Origin of the sequence: Roseovarius sp. D22-M7 (assembly GCF_037083785.1) — a bacterium.
GTDB lineage: Bacteria > Pseudomonadota > Alphaproteobacteria > Rhodobacterales > Rhodobacteraceae > Roseovarius.
Genome location: NZ_JBAPKY010000042.1, coordinates 20,347 through 32,368 on the forward strand (window position 1 = coordinate 20,347; position 12,022 = coordinate 32,368).

11 protein-coding genes are annotated in these 12,022 nt (G+C 58.3%); 9 read left to right on the forward strand and 2 right to left on the reverse strand.

Annotation, left to right across the window (positions count from 1 at the left end; all coding sequences use genetic code 11):
* The first annotated feature begins 4 nt into the window (after positions 1 to 4).
* From V8324_RS16035 to V8324_RS16045, 3 genes are all read left to right on the forward strand, one after another.
* A complete protein-coding gene (locus V8324_RS16035; RefSeq protein WP_336420938.1) occupies positions 5 to 514 on the forward strand; it encodes a DUF308 domain-containing protein in 510 nt (169 codons plus the stop codon).
* A 236-nt stretch (positions 515 to 750) separates the two neighbouring features.
* Positions 751 to 1,128 (forward strand): hypothetical protein, encoded by a 378-nt coding sequence (locus V8324_RS16040; RefSeq protein ID WP_336420939.1) that lies wholly within the window; start codon positions 751 to 753, stop codon positions 1,126 to 1,128.
* A 237-nt stretch (positions 1,129 to 1,365) separates the two neighbouring features.
* Positions 1,366 to 2,307: a LysR family transcriptional regulator gene (locus tag V8324_RS16045; RefSeq protein WP_336420940.1), complete on the forward strand. Its 942-nt coding sequence runs from the start codon at positions 1,366 to 1,368 to the stop codon at positions 2,305 to 2,307.
* Between the two features lie 200 nt (positions 2,308 to 2,507).
* Here V8324_RS16045 and V8324_RS16050 read toward each other — a convergent pair whose 3' ends face one another.
* Positions 2,508 to 3,860, reverse strand: a complete 1,353-nt coding sequence (locus V8324_RS16050) for a mechanosensitive ion channel family protein (RefSeq protein WP_336420941.1) — start codon at positions 3,858 to 3,860, stop codon at positions 2,508 to 2,510.
* Between the two features lie 353 nt (positions 3,861 to 4,213).
* Between V8324_RS16050 and V8324_RS16055 the strand changes: the two genes are divergently transcribed.
* Entirely contained in the window at positions 4,214 to 5,083 is an 870-nt protein-coding gene (locus tag V8324_RS16055) for a bile acid:sodium symporter family protein (RefSeq protein WP_336420942.1), read from the forward strand.
* Positions 5,084 to 5,141: 58 nt separating this feature from the next.
* On the opposite strand, the gene V8324_RS16060 is transcribed toward V8324_RS16055, so the two are convergent.
* Positions 5,142 to 6,560, reverse strand: coding sequence for a YbaY family lipoprotein (locus tag V8324_RS16060; protein WP_336420943.1), 1,419 nt, complete (start codon positions 6,558 to 6,560; stop codon positions 5,142 to 5,144).
* Between the two features lie 443 nt (positions 6,561 to 7,003).
* Here V8324_RS16060 and V8324_RS16065 point away from each other — a divergent pair, with 443 nt between their 5' ends.
* The 5 genes from V8324_RS16065 to V8324_RS16085 all read left to right on the forward strand — a co-directional run bounded on the left by V8324_RS16065 (position 7,004) and on the right by V8324_RS16085 (position 11,934).
* Positions 7,004 to 7,531 (forward strand): hypothetical protein, encoded by a 528-nt coding sequence (locus V8324_RS16065; RefSeq protein ID WP_336420944.1) that lies wholly within the window; start codon positions 7,004 to 7,006, stop codon positions 7,529 to 7,531.
* Positions 7,532 to 8,293: 762 nt separating this feature from the next.
* Entirely contained in the window at positions 8,294 to 9,604 is a 1,311-nt protein-coding gene (locus V8324_RS16070; RefSeq protein WP_336420945.1) for a lipocalin family protein, read from the forward strand.
* A 111-nt stretch (positions 9,605 to 9,715) separates the two neighbouring features.
* The gene (locus tag V8324_RS16075; RefSeq protein ID WP_336420946.1) at positions 9,716 to 10,651 is read left to right on the forward strand and encodes a transporter; all 936 of its coding nucleotides are present in this window, start codon (positions 9,716 to 9,718) and stop codon (positions 10,649 to 10,651) included.
* A gap of 30 nt (positions 10,652 to 10,681) precedes the next feature.
* The gene (locus V8324_RS16080; RefSeq protein WP_336420947.1) at positions 10,682 to 11,482 is read left to right on the forward strand and encodes a transporter; all 801 of its coding nucleotides are present in this window, start codon (positions 10,682 to 10,684) and stop codon (positions 11,480 to 11,482) included.
* A 176-nt stretch (positions 11,483 to 11,658) separates the two neighbouring features.
* Complete coding sequence (locus V8324_RS16085; protein WP_336420948.1) at positions 11,659 to 11,934, forward strand: hypothetical protein; 276 nt, start codon at positions 11,659 to 11,661, stop codon at positions 11,932 to 11,934.
* The last annotated feature ends 88 nt before the right edge of the window (positions 11,935 to 12,022 follow it).

Sequence of the window (12,022 nt, forward strand, 5' to 3'; positions counted from 1 at the left end):
GGCGATGAAAAACTGGCTTTGGTGGCTTCTGGCCGGCGGCGTGGCCCTTGTGGGCGGTGTGCTAGGCTTGATCAACCCGAATGCCGCGCAGATCACCTCGACCACGATCGCCGGTATCGCGCTGGTGCTGATGGGGCTCTTGCAGGGGCGCGCTGCCTGGAAATCGAGCGCAATGCGCGAGCGTGCCGGAGCGGGGCTCTTCGCTGCGGCGGGGCTGTTTCTGGGCCTGTCGCTGCTGATGGGGCCGTTCGGTGATGGTACGCTCCTGCGCTGGCTTCTGGGTGGTCTGCTAATCGTGGGCGGGCTGGCGAAACTGTGGACCGGGCGACGGTGCCAGACCGATCCGCTATTCTGGGCAGTGATCGGGGCGGGCGCGCTGTCGGTCGTGCTGGGCCTTCTGGTACTCTCGAGTGTGGGCCTCCAGCTGGGGATGATCCTGTCACTGGAGCTTTTGGGCAGCGGAGTTGCGCTTGTTGTCATGGCATTGCGGCTGGAAAAAACGGCATCAGGTTGACGGGATCGCGACACTAACAGCGAGGCTGCGCTTCCGGCTTCGCCTTCCTATATCAAAAAGACCGCGCCTGTATATCGGACAACCTCCCGGACTGATGGTAACTGAAGCGTTGCAAGTGGCTACATGACGAGTGGTGTTGAAATTAAGAAATTTGCACGGTCAAAAAGAATATTGTACTAATAGTCTTGATAGCCGTTAGTGGTTCATGGTCAGGCAATGGAAAAGGTGGGCTTCGGTTGACAATGTGGATCACGACGTTCTTGAACGACAGCAAAGGTGGAACGACATTCGGCTCTGAGCCGGTGGAGTTTCACGCGGGCGAAGCCGATTTCTTGACGGCAACAGTGCTAATGTCGTCTGCTAAACCATGCAAACGCTATTTCTTCTCGGAACTCCCCCCAGGCTATACTAGCAAGGGCGACTTTTCCAGCCGACGCCAATTATGTGTACTGCTTTGCGGTCAATTGGTGGTGGCGTCAAGCTCGGGTGACGTGCAACAATTCGAGGCCGGGGACGTGATCCGCCTTGAGGATACAGAATACGAGACACCAGCGCGCTCGGTCCGGGTCACGAGCAGCTGCGCGGCGCGCGTTCTTTCGGTGCAGATTGATTGAAAATCTCATGTGGATACGGTTGTCCAGCTAGGTGAAGTGATTGCCTGCGTCCTTCACTCGGGGCAACCGCAGGGCATCGTGCGGCCTGCCCATCCGAACATCCTATGGCGGTTCCTGATCGTTGTGTCAGGGTGTTGCGGCAGGGCATTTTCTGAGGCCAAACCGAGCTTTTGACAGCGCTCTATTGACAATGTCTGATGCAGAATATTGAATATGGATGGTTCTAGGCGTAATTTGATGAAAAATATCCAAGACTTGAAATTGGTTAAGGCCTTGGAGGCCCATCGCAACTTTGCACGTGCTGCAGTGGCACTTGGTATGAGCCAGCCTGCTCTTAGCCGCAGATTGGCAAGCATCGAACAGAGACTCGGGATCGAACTTTTCGAACGCAGTCGCACTGCGGTTTCGCCGACCGTCTATTCCAGGATCATAGTTGACCGATGCGACGCGATCATCGATGGTTTCGAAGATATCTTGCAGGCTATTGAGCATAAACGAGACGAAACCACACTTGGGCTTCGGGTATCTGTTGGACCCTACGCAGCAGAAGCCGTGGGACTAGAAAGTTTTGCTGCGAATGCCAGTTCCAGCCGGGCGTTCACAGGGAAAATGTTGATACGGGATTGGCGCACATGTCTTGAAGATGTGATCGAACGTCGGAGCGAGCTCGCCATCACCGATACCCGTAGCGCTCAAGGATATCCGGAACTGGAAACGGAAATGCTCGGTGGCGGGTCGATTCTCTTTTTCTGTTCTTCTGCGCATCCACTCGCCCAACAGGATGACATCGAATGGCGCGACGTGATGCGATTTCCGTGGGCGACCACCCTGATTCAGGGGCGGTGGCGAGAGCTGTTGCCCGAGAATCTCGGCGCGATGGGCCGGGTCGATCCGGTCACCGGAGACATCGTGCCTGCGATTTGCGTTGATAGTTTCCCAGCCATGGTGTCGGCGGTACGCGATGGCCGCGCCATCAGCGCGGCCCCGAGTGCTTTCATTCAAGATGAGGTCGATCGCGGCGATCTCGTCATCCTGCCCATCTCCGAACCCTGGATGATGATGGAATACGGTCTTGTCTGGCGACGTGACCAGCCTCGGTCCAAGGCCCTTGAGCGCTTCTTGAAGACGCTGCGGGAGAAGCAAGAAAAGTCGTCTTACGGTCTTTATTACGGAAGTTGACAGCATGAGCACACTCTCAAATGTCGCGGACATATAAGACGTTTCCCCGTATTAACAGTGTGTTACCACGGGATGCAGACCTGAGGCATCCCTGCCTGCCCACACATCCGTTCTTTCAACGCATACATTTAAAAAGATCCTCCACCTACTGGCTTGGCTTTCGGAGACCTTCATCGATCTGAATCTTCGGCCCTCGAGCCTTAGCGATTCACGGCGGGCGACATGTTTCCGTACGCGTCTCCCTTGATGCGCAGTTCGGTTTGCGGGAAGGGGATTGTCAGGCCGTTGGCGTCGAACCGTTCCTTGACCTTCGCCGTCAATTCCCAATAAACCTCCCAGTAATCCTCGGCCCGCACCCAAGGCCGAACAATGAAGTTGACCGAACTTTCACCCAGCTCGTTGACCCGGATGAGTGGCGCGGGGTCGTCCAGGACCTTGGGGTGATCGGACAGAATCTGTTCCAGAACCTCCTGTGCCTTTTCGATCGAATCCTCGTAGCCGATTCCGAAGACCATATCGATGCGTCGTGTATCCGAAGCGGTGACATTGGTAATGACATCGCCCCAGACCTTGGAATTGGGGATAATGATCACTTGGTTGTCGGGAGTCACGATCGTGGTCGATACCACGGACACGTTGCGGACCGTCCCACCCTTGCCGGCGATGGTCACGTAGTCCCCCTCGTCGAATGGGTGGTTGATCATTATCATCAGACCGGCGGCCAGATTGCTCAGCGTGTCCTGCATCGCGAACGCGATGATGAACGACGCACCGCCGACCAACGCGAAGAAGGGTGTGATGTTCACACCGAGAGCAGCCAGCACGACCATCAGACCGATGGCGATCGTCAGCCAGTAGATCACCATCGCCAGGAATCCGCGCAGCAGTTGCGACAGGTTCGGAACGCGCTCGAAGGTCCGACGCGCCCAGCGTCGCACGAGCCGCGCGAGGATCAGCAACCCCAGAAGCGATGCCAGAATGATACCGACCCGCAGGGCAAGTTGCATTCCACCACCCGGCGAGACCAACCAGTCAAGCACCTGGTCCGCCAACTCTGTTGGTGTCAGGTTCGCCGTCTCTTCCACCGTTATCGCACTGCGATAAGTCCGCAGTTGCTCGACCAACGCCTTGTCGCCGCCCTTTGCCTCCAGACTGGACACCACAGCCGAGTATCGGTCGAATACCGCCTTGCGCTTTTCCACAAGCTCATTGCGAACCTTTTTCTGCGCGTCGGTCGCCGAACTGCCGTCCTCGCGAATTTGCAGGGTCTGTTCGACTACCGCCTGCGTGGCATCCGAGGCATTGCCGCGCCAGGCTTCTGCCAGCGGTGCAAGCTCATCCACCGTCAGCGGCAGGAGCCGCAACCGGAGTTCGTCGGAACCGATCGCCGGATCGTCAAGCCCGGCCGGATAGGGCGGCCCTGACGCTGCGTCTTCGGCGCCATCGTCGGGATCCGAAGGCTGGGCCTGCCCTGTCATGGGCATCAGCAGGGTAAGCAGGCAAAGGAGCAAGGCAAACGCCCAACGTATCGCGCAATCGAAAAGGGTTGTCATGCCGTCTTCAAATCCTCAACGGTTTCAGGGATTTCTTCGAGATGAGGCTGTCGCCGCCCCGGATGGTCGCTTTCAGCCGTCTCGAGAGACGTGTCGCGGCAACGCATGCGACCGGACCGGGCGCACCGCTTTTCGTTTATGCTTGGAGCGCCGTCCAATGCATAATACAGTATCTGTGATGCGGTTATGGTACGTTGAAAGGAATTCAGGCAGCGAAATTGGGTGGTCAGCGCTCGAGGCCCGAGAAACAAATTTCGTGAAACGTAATCTCCGGGATGTTTGCGTACCAAGCCAGTGGTTCGCGGTTCTCTTCAGAGAGAGTGGTTTCATCAAAAGACCATAAGGTCAGATACTTGGACACCATCATCGACATGGCCATTCCCGTTGCGGTGATCATCATCATGATTGCCATCGGCCTCGGCGTGACGCACAACGACTTCCGAATCGCCTTTAGCGAGCCGAAGGCGTTTCTGATGGGCGTGGCGGCACAGTTGATCCTCGTGCCGTTGATTGTGCTTGTTTTTCTCACGTCGCTGCAGCCGGAGCGGGAGATTGCACTTGGCATCATGATCCTTGCGCTTTGCCCGGGCGGCGCGATGAGTAACATCCTGACGAGGATCGCCGGCGGTGACGTGGCGCTTTCCTTGTCCATGACTGCGATCACCAATGTCGTTTCCGTCGTGACGATGCCGACGCTCGTGGTGCTGGCTGCCAACCATTTCGTCGGAGCCGAGGTGAATGCGTCCGAAATCCAGGAAATTACTGTACGTGTCGCGCTGATAGGCACCGCGCCGATCCTGCTTGGCATGGCCCTGAGGTTCTTTGCGCCGGTCCTCGCACAACACTATGAGACGTCCGTATTTCGTATCGCTCTCACTGTCTTCCTGCTCATCATGGGATGGGGCGTCGCGGAAGGCATGGGTGTGCTTTACGAGGGTATGATCCTGCTCGGATGGCATCTTCTCGCGGTGACCTGCACCCTGTTTGCACTGGGCATGGGAATTGCTTGGCTGGGCCGGCTTACCCCGCCGCGCCGCATAGCCCTGACCGTTGAAATCGCCGTGCAGAACAGCGCCCTCGGAATCGCTGTCGGTGCAATGCTCTGGAGTGAGCCTTCGGGCTTTCCGGTTTATGTCACGCCTGCCGCGGTATACGGTTTCATGACGTATATCACGGTCTTTCCATTGGTCCTCATGATGTCGCGCGCGTCGAAGTCCACCTGAGTGAACCTAGGTAGAGTGCCGCAATCCGTTACCCGCAGGACTGCGAGCGAGATCCTACTCACCGAAAATAGACGGCCGTGAGAAGGGCGACAACCTCGCCGTCCCCGTCGAGCAGGGCCATGGTCTGGCCGGTCGTGCGATATGAATGGACCGCGTCGAGGGTTTCGGCGAGGGTGCCTTCGAGACGGTCGAGGGGCGCCGGGCATTCCTGACCTGTTGCCATGATGGAAGCAAAGCTGAGGCGGTCGCTTCGGAGGTCGTAGGTTCCGGTCAGCCGGTTGCATCCCACCGTTGCCCGGACGCGGGTGGTTGGCTCGTCCAGAAACACCAGATGCGGTTCGCGCCGGTTCGGCACAGCCGTGACCGGTTCACCCTGCAACCTGTCAATCCGCCAGTATGTGTTGACAAGGTCGGCATCGGCGCGTTGGCGTTCACAGGTCACATCGGGCAGGGTCTGGATGAAGCGATCCACGACGAGGCTGCGCCGGTCCGGGCCTTCCATGGCGGGACGCATCACGAGGCTACCCTCGACATGCACCGTCAGCGGTGCGCCCGGGTTGTCCCTGTCAGCAAGGTATGCACGTTCAAGGGTGCGGTAATCCTGCTCCTGCGCGATTGGATAGGTGCGCCCGGTAACGCATTCCTTGAACCTCGCGGCATCCGCCATGTAGGACATCTCGCCAATAAGAAAGAGCCCCTCGAGATCGGTTTGCGCCAGGCGCCCATCGCTTGTCAGATCGTAATTAAGCTCCGACTCGATCGGGTTTCCCTGGATATCCATCTTGCGCAGGCGATCAGGGCCCTTCACCTCCCAATGGAGCGGCATCTCGGATGCCCCGAACAGAATGATCTTGTCCTCCGCCGGATCGGCATACCAGCGACCCAGCTCATCATTCCCATAGCCGCGATCTCCATGGCGCCAGTCGTCCACCCCAAGATAAACTCGCCGCATGTGATAGGTCTGATCCGGCCACAAATCGAGATGGTGTTCGATCCCCGCGCAATCTGCGCAAGGCAATATTCCGGTAAAACTCGCAGGGAGGCGCAAGCCATGCGCCCCGATGAATGACGAGGTCGATGCCCGGGGCCCCTCTAAGTGTTTCATCACGATCTCGACATCTTCCGGAGCGCCGCGCGTAATGACCGGCACATGCGTATCCGAGGTGAACAGCAACCGCCCTTCGTCCGAGTAAAGCGATGCCCGCACACTGTATGTGTGATTGTGCTTGATTGCCTCCTCATCGTAGTGGATCTTGAACCTGTAGGGCGGGTTGCCGGGCCTTTCCCTCTCGACCCGTCCAAGTTCTATCGAGGGCGCATCGGCCACCGAGGTGTCCTGCAGCACGGCCACAAAGCGCGCATCGGGCGGTGCCGCAATGCGTTCAAGATAAAGTGCTGTACCAGAGACGCTCGCAGCATGGACGGCGGAGGTCATCATGACAAATCCATTGAGAAGAGCGCAGAAAACGAAATGCATTGGACCTTATTCCATTTTGCCTGACAGGTAGGGCCGGATCCCTACGGATCGGTTCCATGAGAAAAATGTGACATACTGAACCGGTCTTTGCAATTCAGACGCATCCACACGAACGCCGCAAAGCTGCGCGTTTCAGAGTATGGTTGAACTGTATTTTCATCGCCTTAAGCATCTGCGATCAATACTTTATTTAACTCCGAAAAATGGTGATCAGTTGCATTGGCATCTGCGTGTCTGCACTTGCACCCTATGCTGATAGCCTTGGCGCATCACACAGAGCTTAAAATGCATTAGACAGTCTCGAGATGTCTCGAATACTCCAAGCTCAGTCCGCGTGGGGACATTGCCAGCAGACGCCAACGCAATCTGTTGCGTAATCTAGGGCTGTGGGGCACTGACACTCAGCACACGACATCATTATACTTTCGGATAGGAGCCGAACGATGAACAAGATCAACCGGGCATTTGTTGCCACTCTGCTTTTGGTCGCGACACCCGCTATCGCAGCGACCGAGGACGTCCTGCCTGTAAATAGCGACGAGATCAGTAAGTATCGCGACGCTGGCGAGTGGACCGTGCGTGCGAACGAAACCCGCGGAACATGTTTCATCTCGCGGTCGGACGACGAAGGCTACCTCGTCCAGATGGGCTTCACCAAGAACAGCCAGTATGGATATGTCGGTATTTTCAAGAAGGGCGCCGATGTCGAAGAGAATGATGAAGCTGTCGCGATAGCAATCAACGGCAATCTCTATATCGGTAGCGTGAAAAAATTGGTTCACGGCGCGTCAGGTGGCTACCAGGGCGGCTATGTCGTGACAAATGACAGGCAACTCCGTCTGGACCTCGAGAGCCAAAACGAGATGGTCATTTTTCCGGAATCGCCTTACACGGTTACCGTTAACCTCAAAGACGTGCGCAACGCCATTTTCGAGGCGCGTAAATGTACCAGAGAACTTCAGAGTTCCTGATCAGAAATCCTTAGAAACTCATGAAAGGCGCGTCCCGTGTTTCCGGGGCGCGCCTTGGCAATATTTCACTATATCTGGCTTCAACAGATCACTCAATTTAACCCAACCTTTTGATTGGGTGTGAAATAGCGTGTCATCGTCATGGTACAGACTTTTTCAAACAGGGCGCTGGATACCAGCGCACGCTGATGCCGACCTCAAATCAGATGACGCGTGTTGTTCCGAAAAATCTGAACGGAAGCCGCGTGAAGGTGAGGCTCTGTCACGGCGTGCGCATATTTCCTGATATTCGACGGCCGCCTGTCCTCGAAGCAGAAGAAAGAAATGGTTGCAGATAAAACTCTTCCATCAAGTTAAGATTACGATAACTGGGATTCCAAGCCTTGTCATTAATTTCGAGCAACGGGTTATGCAATCTCATACCGGCCGATAACGGCACGGGATATCGCGGCGCGCCAGCCGAGGTTCTCTGATCGTCCATCGGTCGACCGACATAAACGCAAGATTCGATAATGCTTCTGCATCGCAGGGAATGAATATGGCATTAGACAGCTTCATCATTCGTCAAATATGGACAGCCACGCTGTTGCGTTCTGGTCTGAAGAGTGCCTTCCGGGCATTTCCCATCATCGGCCGAGAACGATGTGCCGCGCGCAGCGGTGAACCAATACGGGGTACTTGAAGGGTACCTGCGTCGCAAAAATCTTGGAGACTGATGTAATGGATGACAAAACAAGCCGGGACTTGCGTCCGGAATTCGAAATGACCCGTCGCGCCCTGCTGAAATCCGCGCCTGCCACCGGCTTGGCTTTGGGCGCGGGAGCCTTCACGGGCACCATGGCAGCAACCACCGCCCCGGCGCGCGCACAGTCCGGCAAGCCCCCCCTGCAAGGCCCTGGCATCGAGACGACGAGTGGACAGGCGATTTATTCCTTGCCGCGCGATCACGCCTGGCATGGCAGCGAATTCTACCAGACCAACGACTACAACGAGTGGCATTACATCACGGCTCTCGGGCGTGACCTCGACACCGGCGAACGCATCTCGGTGTTCTGGGTGCCGCTCAACCAGGGCTGGGTTGAGAGAGAGGGCCGACCGCTGAACAACGTGCTCTTTGCCTTCCACAACCTCGACACCGGCGAATTCCACACCGCGCTGCTCTACATCACGGGGCCGATGACCACCGAAGGCTCGGGCCCGGACGCGGAGGACTTCCACTTCCGCTACGAGATCGACGACGGCAAGAGCGGTTTCACGACGGCCTACACGCATGCCACCGAGACGTGGGAGTTTGGCGGCTACACCACCGTGAAGGACGACTGGAACGAGCCGTTCAACCTGTCGATGACGGCGACGGCCCAGGCGCCGGGCTATGCGCCGATGGCCTATTGGGGTCTGGAAAGCATCGGGGTCGATCCGCAGAAGCGCCAGAACCCGGAAACGATGTACGGCCTGACCCTCTATTACACGGCGCCGGACATGGCCACGACGGGTGAACTCGAAGTGGCGGGCCGCACGGTCCGGTTCGAGGGCACCGGCTGGTTCGAGCATCAGTGGGGCAATTTCCGCAACACGTACCAGTATCGCTATTTCTGGGCCTGGTTCCGGTTCGAGGAGAGCGGCGACCTGATGACCTTCCGCCAGTACTACGAAGGCGAGGACTTCCGGAACCCGAATTACAACGTGAACCGCTACTTCTACATGGACGGCGAGACCTTCGAGCGGAGCTACGCCTTCGGCCCGGCCTTCAAGCTTATCCCCGAGCGCATGTGGACCTCGGAGAAGTCCGGCATCGTCTACCCCTGGTATGGCCGGATCGAGACGCCGCATGGCACCTACTGGTACGAGCCGACCATTCCGGAGCAGGAGGGCCTCGGTTTCGCCGGACCCTATATCGAAGGCGTGATCCAGCTCCGCGAAGGCGGGCCGGACGGGCCGATCGTGGCGACCGGTTTCTGCGAGATGATCATGTTCACAGGGACCTACGACGACGGCACCGAGCATTCGATGGGTCCGCCTATGTCGCGCAGCCTGCCCGAAAACGAGGACGGGCCCTGGAAACCCGAACTCTGATGTTAGAGCCGGGCACCAGATGGGGTGCCCGGCCCCTCAGCCGCGGTCCGACCCGCGCACTTTGACGGGGCATTCGCCTGCGCGCACGAGCCTCCGGTTTCGGACAAATTAATGACTTGCCTTATAAAAGCACTCAGTCTGAATGGCATCACGGGGTTTCGTGATATCTTGGTAATGGGAGCGATGATTTCGTGCGCCTCGCCTGCTATTGGCGGAAAGGCGCGCGACTATCTGAACGCACCGGTGAATACCTGGGTCACCTTTTACAATCTCGGGTTTTCGAACAGCGTGGCCCCAGTAGATGGTGCTGCCGATTTCGGAATTACCGACGTCACGACCGATGTCACCTCGCAATCGCTGATCCTGTCGAGAATTCTCGATATCGGTGGGCGCACCGGCGGGCTTTCCTTCGTGTTGCCGCATGCCGACATCGACGTGGCCGCCGGACCTTTCGGAGACGGCGACGCCGGGATCGGCGATGTCGGGATTGTGGCCGAGGTCAACCTTTTCGGCGCGCCGGCCCTGAGCAAGGAAGCCTTCGGCGCGTGGGACCCGGAAACATTCTCGTCGTTTCACCTGTTGGCGACCTTTCCGACCGGCGCATACGATCCGGAGTCGCTTGTTAATGTCGGCTCCAACCGCTGGAGCCTCGCGCCCACGGTCAATTACAGCTACACGCCGGATGCGGGCTGGACCTGGCTGGAAATCTACACCACGGCCCGCTTCTTTGGTGACAATACGGACGCGCCCGGCACCGCCGAAACACTGGAGCAGGATCCCCTTTACCAGATAGAACTGCACGCGAGCCGGAATCTGACCCCTGATTTCTGGCTGACGGCCGATGCGTATTACAATTGGGGCGGCGAGACCCGTCTGGATGGCGTGGCTCAGGACAATGCGGCCGATACCTTGAGCCTCGGGGCAGGCCTTGGGTGGCGTATACCCTCTGTCGCCACCGTCTTTGTAAACTACGAAACCACCGTATCCGCACCAGCAGGTCAGCCCGAAGGTGAGACCGTAAGGCTTACGCTCGCCAAGGTCTGGTGACGCGGCAAATCTTGAAAAGGAAACTCCTGAATGCCCATACATCTCAACCGGCTGGTTGCCGGGCTTTGTCTTGCTTTGTCGCCTGCTTCGGCACAGGCGCAGGATGCCGATACGGCGCAGAAACTGGCCAACCCGATTGCCGATCTGATCTCTGTTCCCTTTCAGTTGAACTATGACGAGGGGTTCGGGCCGGATGGTGACGGATCGCGCACGACACTCAACATCCAGCCCGTTTATCCGTTTCGCCTGAATGAGGACTGGAACCTCATCAGCCGGACCATTCTGCCGGTGATCTGGCAGGAGGACGTGGTTCCGGCTACGGACCAGACCGGCCTCGGCGACACGTTGCAGAGCTTCTTTCTGTCGCCTCGGGACGCGGGCAGCAACGGCGGTCTGATCTGGGGCGCCGGTCTCGCGTTTGGTCTGCCCACGGCGACGGATGATGCGCTCGGCAGCGAGAAATGGACAGCGGGACCGACCGCGACGGCGCTGCGCGTGGACGGGCCATTCACCTATGGTGCGCTGTTCAACCATGTCTGGTCCTTTGCCGGTGACGATGATCGCCGTGACGTCAACCAGAGCTTCCTCCAGCCGTTCGTTTCCTACACGTCGCCTGCGGCGATCACCCTCACGGCGAGTGCCGAAACGGTTTACGACTGGGAAAGCGACTCCTGGGCGGTGCCGGTGAACCTCATCGCGGCGCGCCTGGTCAACATCGGGGACCAGCCCGTGAGCCTTCAGGCGGGGCTTCGGTACTGGGCCGAGAGCCCGGCCGGCGGACCCGACGATCTCGCCTTCCGCCTGGGCATGACCTTCCTGTTCCCACGGTGAAATACGCCGGCAAGGCACACGCCCGCTGGCAGCGGATGCCCAAGGGAGACCCGGAACACGGCGCGACCCGCGGGACCGCAGCGACAGAGGACCGCAAATTCCGATGGCGTCCATGCGGCGCGTTCGGCGGGCGGATGCCTGATCAATAGGGTTTTATCCGAGAGGAGGGCATCTCGATGGGCACCATCATGTTGCGTATCATCGTGGCGATCGCAATGTCGACCGCCGGGGCGGCCGCACAGACCCCGGTCAGCTATACCGAGGGGGGGCGGGCGCTTTTCACCGTGGACGTTCCGGATTTCTGGTCCGTTCGCACTGGTGGACCTCGTGAGATCGCCCGATCCGAAGACGAAACACCCCGTCCCGTTCCGCGGGTCCTGGCGTTGCAGCCGACGGTCGATCGGGGGGTCTGGATGGGCTTTTTGTCGCCTCCCGACGTGAATGATCTGTAAGCGCGATCTGGGGCCCACCTTCTTCTGACTTATGATTTCTGGGAATCCGTCCCTGTCTTGGAATAGGGAAGGAGTTTCTCCGTGGAGG